This is a genomic window from Collinsella sp. AM12-1 (assembly GCF_003472325.1).
Taxonomy (GTDB): domain Bacteria; phylum Actinomycetota; class Coriobacteriia; order Coriobacteriales; family Coriobacteriaceae; genus Collinsella.
In genome coordinates, this window is the sequence record NZ_QRLS01000014.1 from 25,817 (window position 1) to 49,359 (window position 23,543).

Here is a 23,543-nt window from a genome sequence, read left to right on the forward strand (position 1 = left end):
TGGGCGTGCGGGATAAGCGCTTTCGATGTAGATGCCCCGCGACGCGAGTTATGGGTACGATGGCTTCAGGGGAGGTATCGCCATGAAACTTGGTTGCGTCATTATGGCTTCGGGCGAGGGCAAGCGGTTTGGCTCTAACAAGATGCTTGCCGATATCTATGGCAAGCCGCTGATTGCCCGGACCATTGATTCGGTTCCCCGGGGCTTTGACGTCGTGGTTTCGACGCGTTGGCCCGAGGTCGCCCAGATTTGCGAGGACAAGCATTGCCCGTGTGTGCTGCACGATGGCAAACTGCGCAGCGAAAGCGTCCGTGCGGGCCTTTCGTGGGGAGTCGAACGCAACTGGAAAGGCTGCCTCTTTTTGCCGGGCGACCAGCCGCTTGTGAGTTCGGATTCTTTTGAGGGTATGGTTCGTGCGTTTGACGAGCGTGACCGCAATCATCCGGTGCGTCTTGCGTGCAACGGCGAGCCTTCGAGCCCGGTGCTCTTTCCGGCGGAATTGTTCGATGCACTTATGTGTCTTGAGGGTAAGGACGGCGGCGGTTCGATCCTCAAGGACCGTACCGACGTGGTGCTGGTCGAGGCGCGTGCCTACGAGCTGTGGGACGTCGATACCGTCAAGGGACAGCGACGCATAACGGAGCATATCGCCGCCTGCTCGTATTTTGATCGCGTGGCCAACTGCATCAATCAATAAGGAGCAATTATGATCATCATCAAAAACGGCGCACTCGTGACGCCCCAGGGGCTTCGCCGCGCCGATCTTGCCATGGATGGCGATAAGATCGTGCGGATTGCCGCGGCGATTGAGCCGGCCGAGGGCGATACCGTCGAGGATGCTGCGGGCTGCTGGGTGTTCCCGGGCTTTATCGATGGGCACACGCACATGCAGTGCTGGACCGGCATGGATTGGACAGCCGATAGCTTTGAGACCGGCACGCGCGCGGCTGCCTGCGGCGGCACGACGACCATTGTGGACTACGCGACGGCCGATCGCGGCGTGACCATGCCCGATGCCTTGGTCGAGTGGCGTCATCGCGCCGACGGCACCTGCACCGCCAACTATGCCTTCCATATGGCGCTTGCCGAGTGGAATGAGCGCAACCGCGCCGATCTTTCGGCCATGCGCGAGGCGGGCGTGTCGTCGTTTAAGACCTACTTTGCCTACGACCATCTGCGCCTGGACGATGCCGAGACGCTCGAGGTGCTGGAGGAGCTCAAGCGCGTGGGCGGTATCCTGTGCGTGCATTGCGAGAACGGCACGTTGGTCAACGCGCTGCAGAAGCGCGTGTTTGAGCAGGGTATCCACGGGCCCGAGGGCCATGCGCTCAGCCGTCCGGACGTGTGTGAGGCCGAGGCCGTGAGCCGCCTGCTGTATCTGGCGCACTTGGCCGGGGACGCTCCGGTCAACGTGGTGCACCTTTCGACCAAGCTGGGGCTCGAGGCCATTCGCGCTGCCAAAGCGCGCGGGCAGAAGAACATCTATGTCGAGACATGCCCTCAGTATCTGATGCTCGACGACACCTGCTATCTGGAGCAGGGCGAGGACGGCTTTGCGGGCGCCAAGTACGTGATGAGCCCGCCGCTGCGCCATGCCGGTGACCGTGCCGCGCTGCGCGAGGCGCTTGTGGCTGGCGAGATCGATACTATTGCGACCGATCATTGCAGCTTTAACCTGCACGGGCAAAAGGACCGAGGACGCGATGATTTCCGCGCGATTCCCAACGGCGGGCCCGGCGTGGAGCATCGTCCCGTCGCGATTGCCACGAGCTTTGAGGGACAGCTGGGCCCCGAGGACCTCTGCCGCCTGATGAGCGAGAACCCGGCGCGCGTGTTTGGCATGTACCCGCGCAAGGGCTGTCTTGCCGAGGGCTCCGATGCCGACGTGTGCGTGTGGGATCCCAAGGCGCGCTGGACGATCAGTGCCGCGATGCAGCATCAGGCTGTGGACTACACGCCGCTCGAGGGTTTTGAGGCACATGGCCGCGCCAAGGCCGTGTTTGTGAACGGCGTGCTGGCCGCGCGCGACGGCGAGCCCACCGGAGCCCAACCCGGCCGCTACGTGCCCCGCTAACGGGAAGACCGCCGGGGTAGCTAATTTGGGAGATGATTTTTTGGGACGGGGTAGCAAAAAGAGCCCCGTCCCAAATTTGCTACCCCTGGAGGCTGGTGGCGATGAGGGGGCGGTTGAGGGCTGCCTCGAAGCGATCTGCCATTGTTGGGTCGGCAAGCGTGTCGGCTTGGTTGAGCATGATACGGGCATTGTTGAGGTTCAGCATCTGCAGCTCGGCATTGAGCACCTGGGCGACGCGCTCTGGGGTGGCAGCGTCGGTGGGCTCGCAGCCGCAGCGCTCGCAGAAGAGCTCGGGGCGGTGGACGGCTTCGTTGATGGGCTTGCCGAGCCCCGAGGCGCCGACGACCCAGACAACGTTTGCCGTGGCGGCGGGAATTACCGGCTCCCAGGCGGCGTGCGCCTTGAGCGGGAGCCGCTTGCTGCCGTCCGCCTCGGCCAGGACGTAGTCAAAGCGCTGCGCCAGCTGGTCGAGCGGCGCGGCGGGGGAGGAGAGCTTGCCCGTCTGGGGGTCCAAGACACCTGCTTGGCAGATCCTTCCCCGCACAAGCCCCGCGCAGGCCTCGCAGGTGCAGCCTGGGGCGTGTAGGGCACCTGGCTTCCAGGGCGCGGCGTCCAGACGACGGCTCGATCCGTCCCACGGCACGCCGGCGACGGGAAACATATGCGTGGTGGTGCAGAGGAGCACGCGGCCGCCAGCGCGCATAAGCTCAAGGCTCAGCGTCTTGAGCAAGGTCGACTTGCCGCCGCTGCCGATAATCGCGGTAATGCCCGGCTCGATCCTGAGCGCCGAGGCAAGATTACCGTTAACCGTTTCCATATGTTCACCGCCGTATAATACTGTGATAATAAATAATCATCAGAGCAGCGGTCGAACCGCTTTTGCTCTGCTCAAACCGTAGCACAGGGAGGTGCCCCGGGAATGCTCGTTTATGTTCGCGGCGCCGGCGATATCGCCACGGGCGTCGCTGCCCGTTTGGTGCGCTCCGGCGTGTCGGTCGTTATGGCCGATATCGCGGTTCCCACGTGCATCCGCCGCACAATTAGTTTTTGCGAGGCCATTCGCCTGGGCGAGGTCGAGGTCGAAGGCATTCGCGCTCGCTTGGCGCAGACGCCGGCTGAGGCGCTTGAGATTACCGAGGCCGGAGACGTCGCCGTTGTGGTGGACCCTCAGGCCAAGATGCTCGGCGAGCTGAAACCCGCGGCTGTGGTCGACGCGATTTTGGCCAAGCGCAACTTGGGCACCACGCGCGACATGGCGCCTGCCGTCATTGCCGTGGGGCCGGGCTTTACCGCGCCGGTCGATTGCGACGCCGTGGTCGAGACCATGCGCGGGCATTTTCTCGGCCGTGTCATTACCCAAGGTTCGCCCCAGCCCAACACGGGCGTGCCGGGTGTCATCGCCGGCTATGGCAAGGAACGTGTTATCCACAGCCCCGCTGCCGGTGTGTTTAGGTCCGACCATGCGATCGGCGATATCGTGAGCGCCGGGGACGTGATTGGCTACGCGGGCGATACGCCCATGTGCACGCAGATCGATGGCTGCTTGCGCGGCCTTTTGGCCGACGGCGTTCAGGTGACCGAGGGCTTTAAATGTGCCGACGTCGACCCGCGCGGCGATGCCAGCTATATCAACTATATTTCGGACAAGGCGACGTCGGTCGGCGGCGGCGTGCTCGAGGCGCTCGCCATGCTCACCGGTGTATTCCAGGGATAGGAAATTGCAATGGAAAAGCTCGATGTGGTGAATGCTGCGCTTGGCGCTCTGAAGGCCGGTAAGACGTGCGAGCTGGTGGTAGTTGCCGGCACGGCAGGGTCATCGCCGCGCGGCGTGGGCGCCTGGATGGCCGTCTTTGCCGATGGCAGCCAAGCAGGTACCATCGGCGGCGGCAAGATCGAGCTCTTTGCGCTGAACGAGGCGCGCGAGCTGCTGGCCGGGGGTAAATCGCGTCTGGTCCGCTACACCATGGGCGGCGAGAACTCCGATACCGGCATGATCTGCGGCGGAGCCATCTGCCTGTGCTATCTGCACCTGGATGTATCGCAGGTGCTGTTGTTCCAGTCGGTTGCCGACGTCTTGGCGTATCGACGCATCGGCGACTTCGTCATCGACTTTGAACCGTTTATCGCAAACGCGCTCGAGGGCGATGTGGCCGAGTACCATGGCGGGGCATCGCGCCATACCATTGCGGGCTGCCCCGAGCTTTCGCTGGTGGAGGAGGGGAGTAAGGTCACCTACACCAACGCCGCCTCCGAGATTCCCCCGGCGCACATCGAGACGCTCTGCCCCGAGGGCCTGACCTACATCTTTGGCTGCGGACACGTGGGCGCTGCGACGGCGCGCGTACTCACGGCGGCGGGCTTTGCCGTTGTGGCGTGCGATGACCGCCCCGGCACGCTGACGCCCGAATGGGTGCCCGGTGTCTACGATCGTCGCCTGGTCGATTACAAGAACCTGAGCAAGCAGTGCCCCATCGGCCCGCGCGACTTGGTGGTCGTGGCCACAGCAGGCCACAAGTCCGATATCGACGTGGTGATTCAGGCCATGCGCGCTAAACCCGCCTATCTGGGCTGCTTGGGCTCGCGCCGCAAGACGGCCTTTGTGCGCGCCCGTTTGGAGCAGGAGGGCTTTACGCAGGACCAGATCGACGAGCTGCACCTGCCGATCGGCGTTGCCATCGAGGCCGAGGATCCCGAGGAGATTGCCATCTCCATCGCCGCCGAGATGATCCACCTGCGCCGCACCAAACTCGTCCCCCGCAAGCGCTAGTCGCATCCCCATCAATAAGTTGCGGTGAAATGCGGGCTGTTTAAGCCAGTTAAGCCGTCAAACAGTCCCTATTTCACCGCAACTGTCATTTTCCTCCGTCGCATGCGGATCGGTTTGTGCGGGGGAGTTGTGGAGTTGTGCAGGCAGACGAGGTTTTTCTGGAAAAACGCTCCCGATGCGCGTATAGTACCGATTGTTTTGTCGGCTCCTGCTGTGTCGAGTCCAAACCGCGTAATGCCATGAGCGGCGCGGATGCAGCCAGGAGGCACGAGGACAACCCATCGTGGCCACGCCCCGTGCTTAAAACCCCAAGAAGGAGTGAACAATGGCAGAAGAGAAGTATGTGCCGCGTCTGAAGACCAAGTACAACAACGAGGTCAAGCAGCAGCTTCAGGACAAGTTCCAGTACGAGAACGTCATGATGATCCCCAAGTTTGAGAAGATCGTCGTGAACATGGGTGTCGGCGAGGCCGCTACCGATTCCAAGGCCATCGACGGTGCCGTGCGCGACCTGCGCGCCATCACCGGCCAGCAGCCGATGATCACCCGTGCCCGCAAGTCCATCGCTACCTTCCGCCTGCGCGCTGGTATGCCGATCGGCTGCAAGGTTACCCTGCGTGGCGACCGTATGTGGGAGTTCTTCGATCGTCTGACCTCTGTCGCAATCCCCCGTATCCGCGACTTCCGCGGCATCTCCGCCAAGAGCTTCGACGGCCGTGGTAACTTCTCCATGGGCGTCACCGAGCAGCTCATCTTCCCCGAAATCGACTTCGACTCCGTCGATCACCAGCGTGGTATGGACATCACTTTCGTGACCACCGCCAACACCGATGAGGAGGCCAAGGCCCTTCTGGACGCCTTCGGTTTCCCGTTCAAGAAATAGGTTCACCTGCCCTATGAGCGCCGTTCCCAGAAGGGGGCGGCGCTTGGGGCGAACAATACTCTATGTGAGGAGGATATAAGTGGCTAAGACATCGATGATCGTCAAGTGCAATCGCAAGCAGAAGTTCTCTACTCGTGAGTACACGCGCTGCCAGCGCTGCGGCCGTCCGCACTCTGTGTACCGCAAGTTCGGCCTGTGCCGTGTCTGCTTCCGCGAGCTTGCACTCAAGGGCGAGCTTCCCGGCGTTAAGAAGGCCAGCTGGTAAGTCACTACCAGCGTTTCAAGCATCAGTTTGGAACAGGGAAAACGCGCTAAAAAGGCTTTGCCGTTAAGGGCGGCGAAGAACCAAGAGCACGTGTTCATCAAGAACGAAGGAGAATCTGTATGAACCTTACAGACCCGATCGCAGATATGCTTACGCGCATCCGTAACGCTAACTCTGTGAACAAGGCCACGGTCTCCATGCCGAGCAGCAAGAAGCTCGTCGAGATCGCTCGTGTTCTGCACGAGGAGGGCTACATCGAGGGCTACGATGTCGAGGACACCGTTCCCCAGAAGACTCTGCACATCACGCTTAAGTATGGTCCCAAGAAGGCTAAGGTCATCAACGGCATCCGCCGCATTTCCAAGCCGGGCCTGCGTAAGTACACCGGCGTTGCCGACATGCCCCGCGTCCGCGGTGGCCTTGGTACCGCCATTATTTCCACCAGCCATGGCGTCATGACCGACCGCGATGCTCGCAAGCACAACGTCGGCGGCGAGATCATCGCTTACGTCTGGTAATTCGCTCGGTAGGTAGAAGGAAAGGAGATCACCGTGTCTCGTATCGGTAATAAGCCTGTCCAGATTCCCGCCGGAGTCGAAGTGGCAGTCAACGGCAACAACGTTGTCGTCAAGGGCCCCAAGGGCCAGCTCGAGCTCGATGTCTTTGAGAAGCTCGCTATCAACGTCGAGGACAACGTCCTCACCGTTTCCCGTCCCGACGACGAGCGTGAGACCCGTGCCCGCCACGGCCTCACCCGCGCCCTCATCCACAACATGGTTGTTGGCGTTTCCGAGGGCTTCGAGAAGAAGCTCGAGCTCGCCGGCGTCGGTTACCGCGTGCAGCAGAAGGGTAAGAACCTCGAGTTCTCCCTGGGCTTCTCGCACCCCGTGATCGTCGAGGCTCCCGAGGGCATCACCTTCGAGGTTCCCGACAACACCCACGTGAACGTCAAGGGTATCAACAAGCAGCAGGTCGGTCAGATCGCCGCTGAGATCCGCGGCCATCGTCCTCCCGAGCCTTACAAGGGCAAGGGTATCCACTACGTTGGCGAGCACATCCGCCGCAAGCTGGGTAAGGCCGCCAAGTAGTCGTAACCGACTCACTCGCATAAGACCAGCACCCCGTCAGGTGCTGGCAAGATCAACCTTTTTAGGAGTTTACGTATGAACAAGCATAAGGCGAAGCTGGAAGGCCTCAAGCGTCGTCAGCGTCGTGTTCGCGGCAAGGTCTCGGGTACCTCCGAGCGTCCGCGTCTTCGCGTGACCCGTACTAACGCCAACATCTATGCCCAGATCATCGACGACAGCAAGGGCTCCAGCCTGACGCTCGTCTCTGCCTCGACCCTCGAGGCCGAGTTCAAGGGCACCCACACCTCGAACAAGGAGGCTGCGGAGAAGGTCGGTCAGCTCGTTGGCAAGCGTGCCATCGAGGCCGGCATCACCAAGGTCGCCTTCGATCGCGGTGGCCGTATCTACCATGGCCGCGTCAAGGCCCTCGCCGACGGTGCTCGTGCCGCCGGTCTCGAGTTCTAGGAGGTATGTAGCACATGGCTCGTAATCAGAAGCAGCAGCGCGAGGCCTCCGAGTTCGAGGAGCGCGTCGTTTACATCAACCGCGTGTCGAAGACCGTCAAGGGTGGTCGTCGCATGAGCCTCGTCGCTCTCGTCGTCGTTGGCGACGGCAAGGGCAACGTCGGCGTTGGTATGGGCAAGTCCGCTGAGGTGCCCCTGGCCATCTCCAAGGCGTCTCTCGATGCCAAGAAGAACATGTTCCACGTGCCGGTGACCGAGCAGGGCACCATCCCGCACGAGGTTCTCGGCCACTTTGGTGCCGGCCGCATCATCATCAAGCCCGCTGTCGAGGGTACCGGCGTTATCGCCGGCGGCGCTGTGCGTCCCCTCTTCGAGCTTGCTGGCATCAAGAACGTCCTGTCCAAGTCCCTCGGTACCGACAACGGCCTCAACATCATCAAGGCTGCCGTCGAGGGCCTCAAGGAGCTCTCCAGCCCTGAGGACGTCGCGGCTCGCCGTGGCCTGACGGTCTCCGAGATGTTCGTCGGTAAGGAGAACTAAGCATGGCTGACACCATCAAGATCAAGCAGGTCCGCAGCACCAACGGTTGCAAGCAGGACCAGGTCCGTACTGTCCGTGCCCTCGGTCTCCACAGGATCCGCGAGGTTCGCGAGATTGCTGACAACGAGTCCGTCCGCGGCATGATCTTCAAGGTCAAGCACCTTGTCGAGATTGTAGAGGAGTAGCAAATGCAGCTTCACGATCTTACTCCCGCGCCCGGTTCCACCAAGAACCGCAAGCGCGTCGGCCGTGGCAATTCTTCGGGTCACGGCACCACTTCTGGCCGCGGCCAGAAGGGCCAGGGTTCCCGCTCTGGTGGCACCAAGGGTGCCGGCTTCGAGGGTGGCCAGACTCCGCTGGCTATGCGCCTGCCCAAGCTTCCGGGCTTCCGCAACCCCCGTCGTATCGAGTACACCGCTGTTAACGTTGAGCGTCTCGAGCGTAAGTTCGAGGACGGCGCCGTAATCGACGGTGCCGCTCTTAAGGCCGCTCGCATCACCAAGAGCGAGTTCGAGCCCGTCAAGGTGCTCGGCAATGGTGAGCTCACCAAGAAGTTCACGGTCAAGGTCGACAAGGTCAGCGCTTCTGCGCAGGCCAAGATCGAGGCCGCTGGCGGAAAGGTCGAGCTGCCGTGCTAAATGGTCTTAAGAATGCTTTCCGCATCAAAGAATTGCGCGAAAAGATTCTTTTTACCATAGCTATGCTCGTCGTGTACCGCATTGGTGCGCACGTTCCTGTGCCCGGCATTCCCTTCCAGGGGATGCTGGGCCTTTTCTCGACCGATAACAATTCGGTCGCCGCAGGTGCTATGGCCCTCCTGAATCTTTTCTCTGGCGGCGCGTTGAGCTATGTGTCGGTGTTTTCGCTGGGCATCATGCCTTACATCACCAGCTCGATCATCCTCCAGATGCTCCAGGCCGTCGTGCCTTCCCTGCATGAGCTTGCCCGCGAGGGCGAGGTCGGTCAGACCAAGATTACGCAGTATTCGCGTTACCTCACCCTGGCTCTGGCAATCCTCAACTCCGTGGGTTACCTCTTCCTCTTTAAGAGCTTCGGCATCAGCTTCAATGGCGCCGGCGCTCCCGAGATCATCTTCGACCTCATGATCGTCGGTACGCTCACCGCAGGCGCTATGCTGATCATGTGGATTGGTGAGCTCATCACCCAGCGCGGTATCGGCAATGGCATGTCGCTGATCATCTTTGCGAACATCATGGCCGGCCTTCCGCAGGCTATCTTCTCCAGCACCGAGGGTAATGCCGGTGGCATCATCACCATGGTGATCATCTGCGCCATCATCCTGCTGGTTATCCCGCTGATTGTTTTCCTTGAGCGCGGCCAGCGCCGCATCCCGGTCTCCTATGCCAAGCGCGTCGTGGGCCGTCGCATGATGGGTGGCCAGACCACCTACCTGCCCATCAAGGTCAACACCGCGGGCGTCGTGCCGATCATCTTTGCCTCGGCGCTGCTGTACTTCCCGGCTCAGATTGCCGTGTTCTTCCCCGGCATCGGCTGGATTCAGGCAGTTGCCTCTGCGCTTTCGACCGGTTGGCTCAACTGGGTGCTTAACGTTGTCCTCATCGTGTTCTTCGCGTACTTCTACACCTCCATGGTGTTCAACCCCGATGACACGGCCGACAACCTTAAGAAGCAGGGTGGCTTTATTCCGGGCGTCCGTCCGGGTAGGGCTACCGCGGCCTACATCAAGAACGCGCTCAACAAGATCACGCTTCCCAGCGCTGTCTTTTTGGCGCTCATCGCCATCGTGCCTTCGATCATCTTCTCCTTCACGGGTAACCATCTGATCCAGGCATTTGGCGGCACGTCCATCCTCATCATGGTCGGCGTCGTGCTCGACACGGTCGATAAGCTCGAAGGCCAGATCAAGATGTATGATTACGATGGATTCTTTAAATAGGCTAGAGGAGGATTGCTCATGAACCTCGTATTGCTCGGAGCTCCGGGTGCCGGTAAGGGCACCGTCGCGCAGGAGCTCGTCGCCGAGTTTGGCGTCGCTCACATTTCCACGGGCGACCTGCTGCGTGCTGCCGTCAAGGGTGGCACCGAGCTTGGTATTCAGGCTAAGAAGTACATGGACGCTGGCGAGCTCGTTCCCGACCAGCTCGTGATCGACCTTGTCAAGGAGCGCCTTGCTGCCGATGACGCCCAGCAGGGCTTCATCCTCGACGGCTTCCCGCGCAACACCGCCCAGGCTGTGACGCTCGACTCCGAGCTCTCCGCCATGGGTCGCGAGATCGACTGCGCCCTTCTGGTCGACGTGGCCCCCGAGGTCATCATCGATCGTCTGTCTTCGCGTCGCACCTGCCGCGCCTGTGGTTACACCGGCACCGCTGCCGATGCTACCTGCCCCAAGTGCGCCGGCGAGATGTATCAGCGCGACGACGACAAGCCCGAGACCATCAAGAATCGTCTCGACGTCTACGAGAAGTCCACGAGCCCGCTCGTCGACTACTATCGTGGCCAGGGTCTGCTCAAGTCGGTCAACGGCGACCAGGCTCGCGAGACCGTGTACGGGGATGTCAAAGAGGCTCTCGGTCTATGATCAAGATTAAGTCTGCAACGCAAATCGAGCAGATGAAGAAGGCAGGAGCGCTATCTAAGATGGCGCTCCGCCACGTTGGAGCCATGGTGCGCCCCGGTGTTTCGACTTTTGAGCTCGATCAGCTTGCGGAGCAGATTATCCGCATGCATGGCGGCACCCCGGCCTTTAAGGGTTACGGCGGGTTCCCGGGGACCATTTGCGCATCGATCAATGATGCCGTGGTCCACGGTATTCCCAACCCCGACATGATCCTGCGCGATGGCGATATCATCTCCATCGATACGGGAGCCGTTGTCGACGGTTGGGTCGGCGATAACGCTTGGACGTTTTTCGTCGGCACCCCCACGCCCGAGGCTAAGGCCCTGTGCGAGGTCACGCGCGATTGTCTTAAGGCTGCCATCGAGCAGGCTGTTCCCGGTAACCATATCGGGGACGTCGGTTATGCCGTTCAGTCCCTCGCCGAGTCTCACGGTTACGGCGTGCTTCGTGACTATGTGGGCCATGGCATTGGCCGCGTGATGCACGAGGACCCCAACGTTCCTAACTATGGAAAGAAGGGGAGGGGCGTTCGCCTCCAGGCCGGCATGGTCATTGCCATCGAGCCGATGGTTACGATGGGTTCCAACCATGTGAGCACGGGCTCCGACGGTTGGATTGTTACGACCAACGACCACCTGCCCGCCGCGCACTACGAGAATACCGTCGCCATTACCAATGACGGTCCGGTGATTCTCACCACGGATGCCCAAGGTGCTTGGTGTTCCTTGCAGGGCGGTGAAATGTAGGGGCCGCGTTCAAACACGTCTGCATCTACATTTCTGAAAAGTAACAAGTTCCGCTTAGTTGTGGAGCCATTACGAAGATATTACGATACGTGCATGCGTATTGTAGAATACTCAATCGCTGTCGTTTTCTAGAGAAAGATGATTGCTTGTGAAGAAGGAAGACGCAATTGAGCTCGAGGGTACGGTAAAGGAGCCGCTGCCCAACGCCATGTTTAAGGTCGAGCTCGAGAACGGTCATTCGGTTCTGTGCAACATTTCTGGCAAGATTCGAATGAATTACATCCGTATTCTCCCCGGTGACAGGGTTGTCGTGGAGCTTTCCCCGTACGACCTGACCCGTGGCCGCATCACCTATCGCTACAAATAGCGGCACGCATACACGCACTCCACTTCCGGCTGCAGGCTTAGCTCAACCTACGGTCGGATTGTGTGTGAAGACCAGCCATAGTTTTAAACGCCTGCGGCTGGGCGAGTAGATAGTAGGGAAGTAGTTTGAGCGCTACCGAAAGGAAGAACGATGAAGGTACGTCCTTCGGTCAAGAAGATGTGCGATAAGTGCAAAATCATTAGGCGCCATGGCAAGGTCCTCGTCATTTGCGAGAACCCCCGTCATAAGCAGCGTCAGGGTTAAGAGAGGAGACTACGTTGGCCCGTATTAATGGTGTCGACCTCCCGCGTGAGAAGCGCGTTGAGATCGGTCTGACCTACATTTACGGCATCGGCCGCACCACTGCGACGAAGATCTGCGTCGAGTGCAACGTTAACGTGGATACGCGCGTTAAGGACCTCACCGAGGATGAGGTTAACGCCATCCGCGATTATATCGATAAGAACCAGATCATGGTTGAGGGCGACCTCCGCCGTGAGCGCAACCAGAACGTCAAGCGCCTTATGGACATCGGCTGCAACCGCGGCCTTCGTCACCGCAAGGGCCTCCCGGTCCGCGGCCAGCGCACCCACACTAACGCTCGTACCCGCAAGGGCCCGAAGCGTCAGATCGGTGCTAAGAAGAAGAAATAAGGAGCGCTAGATAGATGGCTACTGCTAAGAAGAACGTTCGCGCTGCCCGTCTGAAGCGCGCGGACCGTAAGAACATTTCCGTGGGCCAGGCTCACATTCGTTCTACGTTCAACAACACGATCGTTTCGATCACCGATCCCCAGGGCAACGTCATTTCCTGGAAGTCGGCTGGCCAGGTGGGCTTCAAGGGCTCCCGTAAGTCCACGCCGTTCGCTGCCCAGATGGCTGCCGAGGCTGCTGCCAAGCAGGCCATGGAGCACGGTATGAAGAAGGTTTCCGTCTTCGTCAAGGGCCCCGGCTCCGGTCGTGAGACCGCCATCCGCTCCCTCCAGGCTGCTGGCCTCGAGGTCTCGAGCATCCAGGACAAGACCCCCATTCCGCACAACGGCTGCCGCCCCAAGAAGCGTCGCCGCGTGTAACTGAAAGGATCGTATCAATATGGCAATCGACAGGACTCCTGTTCTTAAGCGCTGCCGTCAGCTCGGGATCGATCCCGCTGAGCTCGGTTACAGCAGCAAGAAGGAATCTATCCGTCAGCCCAAGCGCCGTCGCAAGGAATCTGAGTACGGCATGCAGCTGCGCGAGAAGCAGAAGGTCAAGTTCATCTATGGCGTTCTGGAGAAGCAGTTCCACGGCTACTTCAACAAGGCCCGCAAGATGAACGGCGTCACCGGTGAGAACCTCATGATCATCCTTGAGTCTCGCCTCGACAACGTCGTCTTCCGTCTTGGCTTCGCCCGCACCCGCAAAGAGGCTCGTCAGTCCGTCCGTCACGGTCACTTCACCGTGAACGGCAAGCGTGTGGACATCCCGTCCTACCGCGTCAAGGCCGGCGACGTCGTCGCTGTCGGCGAGAAGTTCCGTGACCTCCTCCCCATCAAGGAGGCCCTGATTTCCTCCGAGCGCTTTGAGGTCCCTGGCTGGCTCGAGGTCGATATCGAGAAGCTGTCTGGTAACGTGCTCGCTCTGCCGACGCGTGAGCAGATCAGCGGTGATATCAACGAGCAGCTCATCGTCGAGCTCTACTCTAAGTAGTCCATCCGGGCTGCTGAGGCTGGAGGTAATACATGTCAGAATTCATTAGGCCTCAGGTTCAGGTCGAAGAGATCAACGAGACGTCTGCTCGTGTCTCCGTCGAGCCGCTCGAGCGTGGTTACGGCGATACGCTGGGTAACTCCCTTCGTCGCGTTCTTCTGTCCTCGCTCGAGGGTGCCGCCGTCGAGGCTATTCAGATCGATGGTGCGCAGCACGAGTTCATGACCATCCCTAACATGGTCGAGGATGTCACCGACATCGTCCTGAATGTCAAGGGTCTTGTCTTCAGGGCTCTCGGCACGACCGACGAGGCGACCGCCACCATCTCGGTTGACGGCCCCTGCGAGGTCACCGGTGCGGACTTCTTTATTCCGTCCGAGTTTGAGCTGGTCAACCCCGAGCAGCACATCGCTACGCTCACCGAGGGTGGCCATCTCACCATGAGCATGCGCATCGGCTATGGCCGCGGCTATGTCTCTGGCGAGGCCAACAAGCGCGACAACGATCCCATCGGTGTGATCCACGTCGACTCGCTGTACTCGCCGGTTTCCCGTTGCGCCAAGCTCGTTGAGGCTTGCCGTGTCGGTCAGCACACCGACTACGACCGCCTTGTCCTCGAGATCGAGACCAACGGCTCCATCGCCCCGCGCGACGCCGTGGTCCAGGCTGCCAATATCATCAATCAGCATATGGCCGCCTTTATGAACCTTGCCGAGACCCCCGAGGTTGAGGAGGAGGCTTCGATCTTCGCTCCCGAGGTCACCAACGACAACGCCGAGCTGGACAAGCAGATCGAGGATCTGGACCTTTCCGTCCGTTCTTACAACTGCCTTAAGCGCGCCAGCATTCACTCGGTCCGTCAACTCGTTGAGTTCTCGGAGAACGATCTGCTCAACATCCGTAACTTCGGTGTTAAGTCGATCGAGGAAGTGAAGGACAAGCTTGAGTCCATGGGCCTGAGCCTGAAGGCTTAATGCTTCGCATATTTGAGGAGAAACTAGACCATGCGTCACAACGTTAAGAAGGGCCTGAAGCTCGGCACCGATGCGAGCCACACCAAGGCCATGAAGAAGAGCCTTGCTAAGGCCCTCTTCGAGAACGACCGCATCAAGACCACCGAGACCCGCGCTAAGGCGCTGCGTTCGGTCGTCGATCCGATCATCACTTGGGCCAAGAAGGGCGACCTGCACTCTCGTCGTCTGGCTATCGCCAAGCTCGGCGATAAGCAGCTCGTTGCCGAGATCTTCGACAAGGCTGCCCAGGGCATGTGGCAGGACCGCAACGGCGGTTATACCCGCATCATGAAGCTCGGCAACCGTAAGGGCGACAACGCTCCTATCGTTATCATGGAGCTCGTCACCGAGCCTTGCACGCCTAAGGCCAAGAAGGCTGCTCCGGCCCCCAAGAAGGCCGCTGCTCCCAAGAAGGTCGAGGCCGTCGAGGAGGCTCCTGCTGAGGAGACCGCTGAGTAGACAATCCGTCTGCATAGGCTATATTCGAGGGGTACGTTCGCGTACCCCTCTTTTTTTGTCGCGATACCGTTGATTGTTTGTTGGGAGCGCCCATGACCGCGCCGTCTGATTTCAATTCGATTCCTGAGCTCGATGCCACGCTTGTATTCTGTGTTGCCTATGATGGCTCGTCCTATAGCGGATTTGCCGAGCAGCCGGGCCAGACGACCGTTGCGGGCGAGTTGCGCCGCGCTATCGAGACGCTGCTGCGCCGCCCGATCGATCTGACGTGTGCGGGTCGTACCGATGCCGGCGTGCATGCGGTGGCCCAGTACATTAGCGTGCCCGTAACGGACGCTGAGCTTGCTCTGACGCGCCGTAGGTGGCTGAGGGCTATGGATGCCCTCCTGCCCAAAGATATCGCCATAAACGAGGTCTACAAGGCCCGTAGGGGCTTTTCTGCCCGCTTTGACGCGCGGTCCCGTACGTATACGTACCGTATTGCCGATCGCGATGCGCGCCCCGTGCTCTCGCGCGGTGCGGTGTGGTGGCATCGCTATCCCCTCGACGTCGATGCGATGGCGGCCGCCTGCCCTGCGCTTTTGGGCGAGCAGGACTTTAAGAGCTTTTGCAAGGTTGCCTCTGCTGTGGGCAAGCCCACGCACCGCTGCGTGATGCGTGCGGAGTTTGGCCACGAGGTCGCTTTTGGCGAGGATATCCTGACCTTCACTATCGAGGGCAATGCGTTTTTGCACTCGATGGTGCGTACCATTGTAGGAACGCTCGTGGAGATTGGCATGCATCGTCGCGATCCCCAGTGGATGCGCGAGGTTATTGACGCCCGTGACCGAACCGCTGCGGGTCCCACGGCGCCTGCCTGCGGCCTTACGTTTATGGGTGTGGATTACGGCCCCGACGAGCTTGTCGTTCTCGACTAGGGGAGTGCTCGGCGCGTCTGTGCCTTGCACATACTATGTGTGAGCTGCGCGTGTGCAACATCTGTTCTTGGCGTGCAACATGTTAGGCGGCTCGTTGCTTTTATAGCTCGGGTGTACCATGAACGACAGTTTGATTTGGTGCTATCGAGAGGATGGAAAACTTGGTTCGACGTTGTTCGCATCCGCGACTTTCGGTGATCCTTGTGGTAGAAGGTTCGCCCAGCTATGCGATGCGTGCGCTCGAGAGTATCCAGAACCAAGACCTCTATGATTTGCAGATTGTCGTTGTCTGCCGCGATGCTGTGCCCGGTGTGCGCCATTCGCTTCAAGTTGCTGCCGACAGGGACATCCATATTGATTTGATTGACGTCGAGGACGCGAAGCGCGGCGCTTGTCTTCGTGCCGGTTTTGATGCCTCGCGCGGCTCTCAAATCATCGCCATGAACGCCGATGAGTGGTTTGCTCCGCAGGCCCTTTCCAAGATGGTCGATATCGCGTGCGATACTGCGGCAGACATTGTGCTCCCCTCGGTGTCGCTCGATCGATACGATGCGCATCGCGAGCGTCATTCGCGCGTCTTGGATGCTGCCTCTATTGCCATAGAAGACGAGTCTTCTATGGTGACTGGGCTGCCCCAGTTGATTTTAGGCGGCTTGGTTGCTCAAGTCTCTGGCGTGATGTACAGCCGTCCACTGTTTGAGGCATGTCTTTTGTGCGATAAGACGTTTCGCACGGTTGGGTTTATGGCGTGCGCGCTCTCGCAGGCACAGCGCGTCTCCGGATGCGGCGACGCTTGTTTCCACGCGGCGGCGCCTAAGCTTACAGATGCCTTTGATCCCACCATGTATGCCAAGGTATCCGATGACGCCCGGGCGCTCGACGAGCTTGCGGACTCACTCTCGGAAGCAGATAGCGGTGGTCGGCTCAAGCTGGCAAGCCAAAAGTTCTACTTTGCCGGACTGGTCGCCTGCATCGAGAATTTGTGTCTGAGCCCGCATGGAGTGTCGTCAATCGAGCGTTCCGCCCGCATGCGTGATATGCTCGAGGCGCCTCGAACCCGTCAGATGGTCGCCGCGCTCAAGGATAACCATCGGGGACTCGGTCTGTTGTTTGGGCCGATCGCCAGCGCCAAGCCCGCGCGCTGCGTGATGTGTACGCATCTGGCAGCTTTTCTTAACCGGACGGGCGCAAAAACCGCCTAAACGGCTCATTACGAAACAAACTTGCATAGAATTGTTTCGAAATGCGTTCTTATACACAAAAGCCTTCAAATAGCGTTAAACTATTCAATCACTGATTGATTGTCTCCGCCATCTTTTGGAGAGAGGGTTTGTATGGCTAAAAAACGCAATGGGCGCCAGGATGCCATTAGAGATATTGTGCGCAATAAGGATGTCCGCACGCAGCGCGTGCTGGTCGATGAGCTCCGTGCTATGGGCTTTGATTGCACGCAGGCGACTGTCTCTCGCGATATTGCCGATATGGGGCTGCGTAAGCTCCCTGAGGGCATCTATGTTCTGGCAGAGGACCTGCACCTGCAGCGTATGGTTTCCGAGCTCGTAACGGGCGTTCTGCGTACCGATAATCTGGTTATGATCAAGGCTCAGCCTGGCACGGCTTCCGGCATCGCCGCCGCCGTTGATGCGGCAGAGTTGCCCGATGTGCTTGGCTCGCTTGCCGGCAACGATACGATTTTGGTTATTGCCCAGACGGCCGAGGACGGCGAGCGCCTCGAGGCGCTGATCAATAAGCTGAGCAATTCTCGCAAGTAGGTGTGCGGGCCGCGCGCTCGGCATTGCGTGCGCTGACATAGTGGCTTGTAAGGGGCATCGACGTTGGTCGGTACCCCTTTTTGTTTGCCGGTATAAAGACCGCCCACCAGGTCGCTTCAAACTAAAAGGCCCCGAGCAGTTCAATAAGCTGCTCGGGGCCTTGTTGGCTTTAGTCGCGTACTTCTTAGCCGACCGTATCGTCAGGCGTGGGCGAGGGGTCGGGAGTGGGCGTAGGCGTAGGCGTGCCGCCATCGCCGCCGGTCGAGCCACCAGTGGAGCCGCCCGTCGAGCCACCAGTGGAGCCGCCCGTCGAGCCACCGGTCGTACCGGTGCCGCCGGTGGTGTCGCCGCCCGTGGTCTCGGTGGTCGTGGTCGTCGTGGTAGTTGTTGTGGTGGTTTCCTCTTCCTCTTCGTCCTCGTCCTTGTCGTCGTTCTCCGACTTCTTGGTGTTGTTGGTGCCGTAGAACTTCCAGACGCTGTTGTTCTTGTAGGTGGGCGCCGTTCCGGTCGCAAACTCCTCGCGCTCGGTACCGGTCAGAACGGTGTTCATAAACCGCTTAAAGACAGGCAGGTTGGTGCTGTCGCCCAGCAGGTCCGTGCCGTACTTTTGGATGGGGATCTCGCCCGCGGAATAGCCGGTCCACAGGGCGCACGCCAGCTGCGGGGTATAGCCGCAGAACCAAAGGTTGGTGGTGTTGTCGGTGGTGCCCGTCTTGCCGGCATAGGGCTGGTTGACACTCAGGGCGCCGGCAGCACCCGTACCGCTGCCCTTCATGACGCCGGACAGAACATCGGTGACCGCGGCGGCCTCGCCCTCGGTAAGCACCTGTGAGGGATTGTCGGTGTGCTGGTACAGCACCGAACCGGTACGAGAATCAATCTCGGTGATGGCGATCGGCTGGCGATAGTAGCCGCCGTTGGCAAACGTCGCGTAGGCGGCGGCCATCTCGAGTGGCGAGATCGAGCCGGTGCCGAGCGTCATGACGGGAACGTCCTCGATGTTGTCCTTGGCGGGGTCGATGCCGAGCTTTTTGACGAGCGAGATGATCTTGCTGTTGCCGACGGCTTCCGCCACCTGGATGTAGCCGGTGTTGGAGGAGTATGCCGTCGCCTGCTTAAGCGTGATGTTGCCGTAGCTCTGGTTGGCGTAATTTTGGACCTCGGTCGTGGTGCCCTTGGCCTTGAGCGGCGAGTTGCAGTTGAGGGTGACGTTGGGGTTCATGCCGTTTTGGATGGCAGTTGCCAGCGTAAAGGCCTTAAAGGTGGAGCCGACGGGACGCTTGGCCGTGGCATGGTTTACGTGGTTCTCGTCGGCGTTGTAGTCGTAGCCGCCCACCATGCACTTGATGTAGCCGGTCTTGGGGTCGACGACGACCATGCCCATGTCCAGGCCGTCAAGCGAGAGCGTGTCGAGCTGCTCGCGGACGGCATTCTCTGCCACCTGCTGCATCGTGGGGTCGATGGTGGTCTTGACGGTCAGGCCGCCCTTAAAGAGCACGTCGGTCGAGAACTCCTGCTCCAGCAGCTGCTTGACGTAGGAGACAAAGTAGGGCTGCGAGTATACGTCGACGCCGCTGCCCGAGATTTCGGTCACATTGAGGGTGATGGGCTCGGCCTGTGCGGCATCGTGCTCCTCCTGGGTGATGTGGCCCAGGCGCAGCATGTTGTCGAGAACCTTGTTGCGGCGAGACAGTGCCAGATCGGGATTGACCGTGGGGTCGTACTGCGAAGGCGAGTTGGGAAGGCCGATGAGTAGCGCGGCCTCGCTCAGGGTGAGGTCGGCGGCGCTCTTGGACAGATAGGTCTCGGCTGCGGCCTCGATGCCGTAGGCGCCGTGGCCGTAATAGATGGTGTTGAGGTACATCATGAGGATCTCGTCTTTGGAGTACATGTCCTCCATCTTGATGGCGATGTAGGCCTCGCGCACCTTACGCTCAATGGTCGAGTCGAATTGCTCCTCCTGCAGGATGGTGTTGCGCACAAGCTGCTGGGTGATCGTCGAGGCGCCTTCGTGCCCGCCGCCGAGGGTTGCCACCGCAGCACGCGCGATACCCCACAGGTCGATACCGCCGTGCTCGTAGAAGCGCTCGTCCTCGACGTCAACGGTGCCCTGCAGCACGTAGGGGGAGACCTCGTCCTTGGTGATGGACTTGCGGTTTTGCGTGTAGAAGCTCGCGATCTTGTTGCCGTTACAGTCGACGATCTCGGTGGGCTCGCTCACCAGATACGCGTTGGCGTCGGTGTAGTCGGGCAGATCGGACAGCCAGCGGTTGACGTTACCGACCATGCCGATGCCAAACGCCACGCCCGCAATCAGCAGAAAGCCCAAAAACGAGAGCAGGATTATGGGCAGGGCGTGCGTCTTTGAACGGCTGTGTCCCTGTCGTTGGCGAGGACCCATATATTGACCTCCAGGTATGTCGTGCCAGACGGTGGATGTGCCGTCGGGGCAGGATGGACATAAGTTATTACACGATAAACCAAACGGGGCGCGCGAGGCCTCGTGTATGCTGGAAGACGGCATTTTTCAGAGTGAATGCATACCTTGGTAAGGAGTTTGTCGATGGCGATTCGGACGATGGGGCCGAGCGGACAATACGAGACTGGATTGGATGTTGTCAGTGCGGCGCTGCCCGAGCTGCTGGCGCCGGCGGGCGGACTCGACCAGATGCTTGCGGCTATCGCCGCGGGTGCCGATGCCATCTATGCGGGGTTGGGCGGCTTTAACGCCCGTGTGAGCGCCCATGGCTTTACGGATAACGAGTTTGCGCGCGGCTGCGCCGTGGCGCATGCCCATGGCGTGCATGTGTACGTAACGCTCAACGTGTTCGTGTTTGACGATGAGTTGTCCGACGCGGTGGCGTTGGGAGCTCATGCACTGGAGCTGGGCGCCGATGCTCTGATTGTCGCCGATGCCGGGTTGGCCTGCGCGCTGCGCGCGGCGATTCCCGGGGTCGAGATTCACCTGTCCACGCAGGCGGGCGCTCATAGCGAGGGTGCCGTGCGGCTTGCCGCCGATGAACTGGGGGTCGAGCGCGTGACGACGGCACGCGAGCTGACGGTCGACGAGATTGCGGCGCTATGTGCCACGGGCGTGCCCATCGAGGTATTCTGCCACGGTGCGATTTGCATCGGCTATTCGGGGGCGTGCGAGTTCTCGGCCCTGCGGCGTGGGCGCTCGGCGATGCGCGGCGACTGCACGCAGCCGTGCCGTCTGGCGTACGACCTAGTGGACGAGGCGGGGCAGAGTGTTGTTGCCGTCGAGGGAGACCGCCTGCTTTGTCCGCGTGACTATCTGGGTATCGCGCACCTGCCCGAGCTTGTTGCCGCCGGCGTGGCATCGCTCAAGATCGAGGGACGCATGAAGAATCCCGATTACGTATTCAACGTGGTGAGGGTGTGGCGTCGGGCACTCGATATGCTGTGCGACGGCGCGTGGGACTCCGGTGCCGTGGAAGAGCTTGAACGCGAGCTGGGAAGGTCGTTTAACCGTGGGTTTACCGATGCTTACCTGCGGGGTCGTTCGGGTGCCGAGCTCATGAGCTTTGAGCGCGCGATCAACCAGGGCGTGCGCGTGGGGCGCTTGGTCGCTGTGGGCCACGAAGAGGTGACCGTTGAGCTCGATGCCGCCGTGGCGGCGGGTGACACGCTCGAGATTCGGTTCTATCCGGGTGTCGACGCGCGTCCCGATGTGCCCAAGCGCTGGCCGCAGGTGCCCTGCCCGGTGGATGCCGCAGCGGGGAAGCGCGTCGTCGTGCATTGCAAGCGTAAGGTGGACGCGGGCTGCGAGGTCTATCTGATTCGCAGCGCCGGCGTGTTGGATCAGACGACGGCGGTGTTGGAGCGCATGCGGGCCGAGGCGGATGCGATTGCGCCCGTTGCGCGTGCCGTTGAGGTGCTGCCCTTTGAGGACGCTGCGGTGGATGGCGGCGCGTCGACGGAGTTGGCGGGGTCGGCGGGGCCGGTAAAGCGCGAGGATTTTGCTCGTATGGTCTTTGCCTGGGAGCTGATGGATGTGGGTCCGCGCGATGAGCGAGATCTGTCCGATACAACGGTGGTGCTCGACGAAGTGTGCCGCGCGGGCGACGCCGAGCGGACTCGGGCGCTTATGCAGCGTGCCGGGCGCGTCGTCTGCCGCAATCTGGGACAAGTGGCGATGGCCCGCGAGCTGGGCACAACGTTTGACGTGGCGGCGCCGGTGTTCTGTGCCAATCGGGCCACGCTTACCTGGCTGCGCGGACTCGGTGCGGGGCGGGTGTGCTTGTCGGCCGAGTTGCTCGGCAATGATGCGGAGCGTGTTGCCGAGCTTGCCGCTTGCCCCGGTGTCTTGGGGCCTGTCGATGCCGACCGTCCCGAGCTCATGGTGTGCGAGCACTGCTTGCTGACTGCCGAGGGCGCCTGCGCCACGGATGCAACGGGGCAGGTCCGTTGCCGTGACTGCTCGCGCCGTCAGCAGGCGCGCTTTTTGGTCGAACGTGACGGCACGCGTTTGCCGGTCGTTATCGACGCGTGCGGCAGGACGAGGATTTTCCTGTCGTAGGTGCCGCGTCGCGCTGTTTTGGTTATTATTAGTGGGTTTATGAACTTCCAGCACCGCCGTATCCGGTGAGGGTGCTATAGCAAAAGGAGGATACCCAATGCTGTCTGTTGACGAGCAAATGCGTATCATCACCTCGGGTGCAGCGCAGATCGTCCCCGAGGCCGACCTTCGCAAGAAGCTTGAGAAGGGCGAGCCCCTCAACATCAAGCTCGGCGTCGATCCCACCAGCCCCGACCTGCACCTGGGCCATGCCGTGCCCCTGCGCAAGATGCGTCAGTTCCAGGACCTGGGCCACAACGTCACCCTTATCATCGGCAACGGCACTGCGCTGATCGGCGACCCCTCGGGCAAGAACTCCACCCGCCCGCAGCTTTCGCAGGAGCAGATCGAGGCCAACGCCGAGACCTACGTGAGCCAGGCCATGAAGATCCTGGACCCCGAGAAGACCACCATCGTGCACAACGGCGACTGGATCCTTTCGATGGACCTGGCCGGCCTGCTGCAGGTGTGCTCCAAGTTCACCGTCGCCCGCATCCTTGAGCGCGACGACTTTACCAAGCGCTACCAGTCCCAGACGCCGATTGCCCTGCACGAGTTTCTGTACCCCGTGATGCAGGCCTTCGACTCCGTTCAGATCAAGGCCGACGTCGAGATGGGCGGCACCGACCAGCTCTTCAACCTGCTCGCCGGCCGCGAGCTCATGGAGAAGATGGGCATGGAGCCGCAGATCGCGCTTACCATGCCGCTGCTCGAGGGCACCGACGGCGTGCGCAAGATGTCCAAGTCCTATGGCAACTACATCGGCCTGACCGACGCTCCCAAGGATATGTTCGGCAAGACCATGTCCATCCCCGACGAGATGATCGGCAAGTACTATCGTCTGGCCAGCTCGCTCGCCCCGGCCGAGGTCGACAAGATCGATGCCGCCCTGGCCGATGGCTCCGCCGACCCCTATGAGCTCAAGCGCGCACTGGGCCGCGACCTGTGCGACACCTACCACGGCGCCGGCGCCGGCGACGAGGCACAGGCCGAGTTCGACCGCGTGTTCAAGGAGGGCCAGCTTGCCGACTTCCCCGAGAAGCACGTTGAGCTGACCGTCAACGACGAGGGTCAGATTTACCTCGCCGGCCTGCTCAAGGACCTGGGCCTTTCGGCCAGCGCCGGTCAGGCCCGCCGCGACATCGACGGCGGCGGCGTCAAGATCAACGGCAAGGCTGTGGCTCCCAAGAGCTACAACATCGATCCGAGCGCCCTCAAACTGGGCGACACCCTCTCCGTGGGCAAGCGCAAGGGCTTTAAGTTGGTTTAGTTACGCGGTTTTACCAAACCGCGTAACCGGTTGACGCTGCAAACCCGCCAGAGCGGCAATCTGCCTTTCA

At 60.7% G+C, this 23,543-nt stretch carries 29 protein-coding genes; 27 read left to right on the forward strand and 2 right to left on the reverse strand.

The window, feature by feature from the left end; all coding sequences use genetic code 11:
- Positions 1-82 precede the first annotated feature (82 nt).
- A complete protein-coding gene (locus DW136_RS07695; RefSeq protein ID WP_158551618.1) occupies positions 83-697 on the forward strand; it encodes a nucleotidyltransferase family protein in 615 nt (204 codons plus the stop codon).
- A 9-nt stretch (positions 698-706) separates the two neighbouring features.
- The gene (gene hydA, locus DW136_RS07700; protein WP_117583044.1) at positions 707-2,074 is read left to right on the forward strand and encodes a dihydropyrimidinase; all 1,368 of its coding nucleotides are present in this window, start codon (positions 707-709) and stop codon (positions 2,072-2,074) included.
- 79 nt (positions 2,075-2,153) lie between these two features.
- Here the strand turns inward: hydA and yqeC are convergent, their stop codons facing one another.
- Positions 2,154-2,891 (reverse strand): selenium cofactor biosynthesis protein YqeC, encoded by a 738-nt coding sequence (gene yqeC, locus DW136_RS07705; RefSeq protein ID WP_117583043.1) that lies wholly within the window; start codon positions 2,889-2,891, stop codon positions 2,154-2,156.
- Between the two features lie 102 nt (positions 2,892-2,993).
- Between yqeC and yqeB the strand changes: the two genes are divergently transcribed.
- From yqeB to DW136_RS07820, 23 genes are all read left to right on the forward strand, one after another.
- Entirely contained in the window at positions 2,994-3,788 is a 795-nt protein-coding gene (gene yqeB, locus DW136_RS07710; protein WP_117583042.1) for a selenium-dependent molybdenum cofactor biosynthesis protein YqeB, read from the forward strand.
- Between the two features lie 9 nt (positions 3,789-3,797).
- Positions 3,798-4,841: an XdhC family protein gene (locus tag DW136_RS07715; RefSeq protein ID WP_118289356.1), complete on the forward strand. Its 1,044-nt coding sequence runs from the start codon at positions 3,798-3,800 to the stop codon at positions 4,839-4,841.
- Between the two features lie 325 nt (positions 4,842-5,166).
- The gene (rplE, locus tag DW136_RS07720; protein ID WP_006235260.1) at positions 5,167-5,724 is read left to right on the forward strand and encodes a 50S ribosomal protein L5; all 558 of its coding nucleotides are present in this window, start codon (positions 5,167-5,169) and stop codon (positions 5,722-5,724) included.
- Positions 5,725-5,803: 79 nt separating this feature from the next.
- Positions 5,804-5,989 carry a type Z 30S ribosomal protein S14 gene (locus DW136_RS07725; protein WP_022094280.1) on the forward strand — a complete coding sequence of 62 codons (186 nt, stop codon included), beginning with the start codon at positions 5,804-5,806 and terminating at the stop codon, positions 5,987-5,989.
- 119 nt (positions 5,990-6,108) lie between these two features.
- The gene (rpsH, locus tag DW136_RS07730) at positions 6,109-6,507 is read left to right on the forward strand and encodes a 30S ribosomal protein S8 (RefSeq protein WP_006235262.1); all 399 of its coding nucleotides are present in this window, start codon (positions 6,109-6,111) and stop codon (positions 6,505-6,507) included.
- Between the two features lie 33 nt (positions 6,508-6,540).
- Entirely contained in the window at positions 6,541-7,077 is a 537-nt protein-coding gene (gene rplF / locus DW136_RS07735) for a 50S ribosomal protein L6 (protein ID WP_006235263.1), read from the forward strand.
- A 75-nt stretch (positions 7,078-7,152) separates the two neighbouring features.
- Positions 7,153-7,521: a 50S ribosomal protein L18 gene (gene rplR, locus DW136_RS07740; RefSeq protein ID WP_006235264.1), complete on the forward strand. Its 369-nt coding sequence runs from the start codon at positions 7,153-7,155 to the stop codon at positions 7,519-7,521.
- A gap of 14 nt (positions 7,522-7,535) precedes the next feature.
- A complete protein-coding gene (gene rpsE / locus DW136_RS07745) occupies positions 7,536-8,060 on the forward strand; it encodes a 30S ribosomal protein S5 (RefSeq protein WP_055252236.1) in 525 nt (174 codons plus the stop codon).
- Positions 8,061-8,062: 2 nt separating this feature from the next.
- The gene (rpmD, locus tag DW136_RS07750; protein ID WP_006235266.1) at positions 8,063-8,245 is read left to right on the forward strand and encodes a 50S ribosomal protein L30; all 183 of its coding nucleotides are present in this window, start codon (positions 8,063-8,065) and stop codon (positions 8,243-8,245) included.
- 3 nt (positions 8,246-8,248) lie between these two features.
- On the forward strand, positions 8,249-8,698 hold the full coding sequence (gene rplO, locus DW136_RS07755) for a 50S ribosomal protein L15 (protein ID WP_006235267.1): 450 nt from the start codon (positions 8,249-8,251) through the stop codon (positions 8,696-8,698).
- Positions 8,692-9,978 carry a preprotein translocase subunit SecY gene (gene secY, locus DW136_RS07760; RefSeq protein WP_035137447.1) on the forward strand — a complete coding sequence of 429 codons (1,287 nt, stop codon included), beginning with the start codon at positions 8,692-8,694 and terminating at the stop codon, positions 9,976-9,978. The genes rplO and secY overlap by 7 nt, the downstream gene beginning before the upstream one ends.
- Before the next feature lie 18 nt (positions 9,979-9,996).
- Entirely contained in the window at positions 9,997-10,623 is a 627-nt protein-coding gene (locus DW136_RS07765) for an adenylate kinase (RefSeq protein WP_055252238.1), read from the forward strand.
- On the forward strand, positions 10,620-11,408 hold the full coding sequence (gene map / locus DW136_RS07770) for a type I methionyl aminopeptidase (protein ID WP_006235270.1): 789 nt from the start codon (positions 10,620-10,622) through the stop codon (positions 11,406-11,408). The genes DW136_RS07765 and map overlap by 4 nt, the downstream gene beginning before the upstream one ends.
- A 148-nt stretch (positions 11,409-11,556) precedes the next feature.
- Positions 11,557-11,775 (forward strand): translation initiation factor IF-1, encoded by a 219-nt coding sequence (gene infA / locus DW136_RS07775; RefSeq protein ID WP_035137443.1) that lies wholly within the window; start codon positions 11,557-11,559, stop codon positions 11,773-11,775.
- Positions 11,776-11,925: 150 nt separating this feature from the next.
- Positions 11,926-12,039: a 50S ribosomal protein L36 gene (gene rpmJ, locus DW136_RS07780; RefSeq protein WP_006363204.1), complete on the forward strand. Its 114-nt coding sequence runs from the start codon at positions 11,926-11,928 to the stop codon at positions 12,037-12,039.
- Between the two features lie 14 nt (positions 12,040-12,053).
- Positions 12,054-12,428, forward strand: a complete 375-nt coding sequence (gene rpsM / locus DW136_RS07785; protein WP_022094275.1) for a 30S ribosomal protein S13 — start codon at positions 12,054-12,056, stop codon at positions 12,426-12,428.
- A gap of 14 nt (positions 12,429-12,442) precedes the next feature.
- Positions 12,443-12,847, forward strand: a complete 405-nt coding sequence (gene rpsK, locus DW136_RS07790) for a 30S ribosomal protein S11 (RefSeq protein ID WP_006235274.1) — start codon at positions 12,443-12,445, stop codon at positions 12,845-12,847.
- A gap of 19 nt (positions 12,848-12,866) precedes the next feature.
- A complete protein-coding gene (gene rpsD, locus DW136_RS07795) occupies positions 12,867-13,463 on the forward strand; it encodes a 30S ribosomal protein S4 (RefSeq protein WP_006235275.1) in 597 nt (198 codons plus the stop codon).
- A 32-nt stretch (positions 13,464-13,495) separates the two neighbouring features.
- Positions 13,496-14,437, forward strand: coding sequence for a DNA-directed RNA polymerase subunit alpha (locus tag DW136_RS07800; RefSeq protein ID WP_006235276.1), 942 nt, complete (start codon positions 13,496-13,498; stop codon positions 14,435-14,437).
- A 30-nt stretch (positions 14,438-14,467) separates the two neighbouring features.
- Positions 14,468-14,935: a 50S ribosomal protein L17 gene (gene rplQ / locus DW136_RS07805; protein ID WP_006235277.1), complete on the forward strand. Its 468-nt coding sequence runs from the start codon at positions 14,468-14,470 to the stop codon at positions 14,933-14,935.
- Positions 14,936-15,027: 92 nt separating this feature from the next.
- Positions 15,028-15,852: a tRNA pseudouridine(38-40) synthase TruA gene (gene truA / locus DW136_RS07810; protein ID WP_117629206.1), complete on the forward strand. Its 825-nt coding sequence runs from the start codon at positions 15,028-15,030 to the stop codon at positions 15,850-15,852.
- 203 nt (positions 15,853-16,055) lie between these two features.
- Entirely contained in the window at positions 16,056-17,054 is a 999-nt protein-coding gene (locus DW136_RS07815; RefSeq protein ID WP_158549267.1) for a glycosyltransferase, read from the forward strand.
- Positions 17,055-17,186: 132 nt separating this feature from the next.
- Positions 17,187-17,624, forward strand: a complete 438-nt coding sequence (locus tag DW136_RS07820) for an arginine repressor (protein WP_006235280.1) — start codon at positions 17,187-17,189, stop codon at positions 17,622-17,624.
- A 184-nt stretch (positions 17,625-17,808) separates the two neighbouring features.
- On the opposite strand, the gene DW136_RS07825 is transcribed toward DW136_RS07820, so the two are convergent.
- On the reverse strand, positions 17,809-20,025 hold the full coding sequence (locus DW136_RS07825) for a transglycosylase domain-containing protein (protein WP_117629204.1): 2,217 nt from the start codon (positions 20,023-20,025) through the stop codon (positions 17,809-17,811).
- Between the two features lie 162 nt (positions 20,026-20,187).
- Here DW136_RS07825 and DW136_RS07830 point away from each other — a divergent pair, with 162 nt between their 5' ends.
- Positions 20,188-22,164, forward strand: a complete 1,977-nt coding sequence (locus tag DW136_RS07830) for a U32 family peptidase (protein WP_158551615.1) — start codon at positions 20,188-20,190, stop codon at positions 22,162-22,164.
- A 97-nt stretch (positions 22,165-22,261) separates the two neighbouring features.
- A complete protein-coding gene (gene tyrS / locus DW136_RS07835) occupies positions 22,262-23,473 on the forward strand; it encodes a tyrosine--tRNA ligase (protein WP_117629202.1) in 1,212 nt (403 codons plus the stop codon).
- The last annotated feature ends 70 nt before the right edge of the window (positions 23,474-23,543 follow it).

Excerpts from the sequence above, each read along its gene's own strand:
- DW136_RS07695 (WP_158551618.1), top strand. The coding sequence starts at position 83 with ATGAAACTTGGTTGCGTCATTATGGCTTCGGGCGAGGGCAAGCGGTTT.
- hydA (WP_117583044.1), top strand. The coding sequence starts at position 707 with ATGATCATCATCAAAAACGGCGCACTCGTGACGCCCCAGGGGCTTCGC.
- yqeC (WP_117583043.1), bottom strand. The coding sequence starts at position 2,891 with ATGGAAACGGTTAACGGTAATCTTGCCTCGGCGCTCAGGATCGAGCCG.
- yqeB (WP_117583042.1), top strand. The coding sequence starts at position 2,994 with ATGCTCGTTTATGTTCGCGGCGCCGGCGATATCGCCACGGGCGTCGCT.
- DW136_RS07715 (WP_118289356.1), top strand. The coding sequence starts at position 3,798 with ATGGAAAAGCTCGATGTGGTGAATGCTGCGCTTGGCGCTCTGAAGGCC.
- rplE (WP_006235260.1), top strand. The coding sequence starts at position 5,167 with ATGGCAGAAGAGAAGTATGTGCCGCGTCTGAAGACCAAGTACAACAAC.
- rpsH (WP_006235262.1), top strand. The coding sequence starts at position 6,109 with ATGAACCTTACAGACCCGATCGCAGATATGCTTACGCGCATCCGTAAC.
- rplR (WP_006235264.1), top strand. The coding sequence starts at position 7,153 with ATGAACAAGCATAAGGCGAAGCTGGAAGGCCTCAAGCGTCGTCAGCGT.
- rpsE (WP_055252236.1), top strand. The coding sequence starts at position 7,536 with ATGGCTCGTAATCAGAAGCAGCAGCGCGAGGCCTCCGAGTTCGAGGAG.
- rpmD (WP_006235266.1), top strand. The coding sequence starts at position 8,063 with ATGGCTGACACCATCAAGATCAAGCAGGTCCGCAGCACCAACGGTTGC.
- rplO (WP_006235267.1), top strand. The coding sequence starts at position 8,249 with ATGCAGCTTCACGATCTTACTCCCGCGCCCGGTTCCACCAAGAACCGC.
- DW136_RS07765 (WP_055252238.1), top strand. The coding sequence starts at position 9,997 with ATGAACCTCGTATTGCTCGGAGCTCCGGGTGCCGGTAAGGGCACCGTC.
- map (WP_006235270.1), top strand. The coding sequence starts at position 10,620 with ATGATCAAGATTAAGTCTGCAACGCAAATCGAGCAGATGAAGAAGGCA.
- rpmJ (WP_006363204.1), top strand. The coding sequence starts at position 11,926 with ATGAAGGTACGTCCTTCGGTCAAGAAGATGTGCGATAAGTGCAAAATC.
- rpsK (WP_006235274.1), top strand. The coding sequence starts at position 12,443 with ATGGCTACTGCTAAGAAGAACGTTCGCGCTGCCCGTCTGAAGCGCGCG.
- rpsD (WP_006235275.1), top strand. The coding sequence starts at position 12,867 with ATGGCAATCGACAGGACTCCTGTTCTTAAGCGCTGCCGTCAGCTCGGG.
- DW136_RS07800 (WP_006235276.1), top strand. The coding sequence starts at position 13,496 with ATGTCAGAATTCATTAGGCCTCAGGTTCAGGTCGAAGAGATCAACGAG.
- rplQ (WP_006235277.1), top strand. The coding sequence starts at position 14,468 with ATGCGTCACAACGTTAAGAAGGGCCTGAAGCTCGGCACCGATGCGAGC.
- truA (WP_117629206.1), top strand. The coding sequence starts at position 15,028 with ATGACCGCGCCGTCTGATTTCAATTCGATTCCTGAGCTCGATGCCACG.
- DW136_RS07820 (WP_006235280.1), top strand. The coding sequence starts at position 17,187 with ATGGCTAAAAAACGCAATGGGCGCCAGGATGCCATTAGAGATATTGTG.
- DW136_RS07825 (WP_117629204.1), bottom strand. The coding sequence starts at position 20,025 with ATGGGTCCTCGCCAACGACAGGGACACAGCCGTTCAAAGACGCACGCC.
- DW136_RS07830 (WP_158551615.1), top strand. The coding sequence starts at position 20,188 with ATGGCGATTCGGACGATGGGGCCGAGCGGACAATACGAGACTGGATTG.
- tyrS (WP_117629202.1), top strand. The coding sequence starts at position 22,262 with ATGCTGTCTGTTGACGAGCAAATGCGTATCATCACCTCGGGTGCAGCG.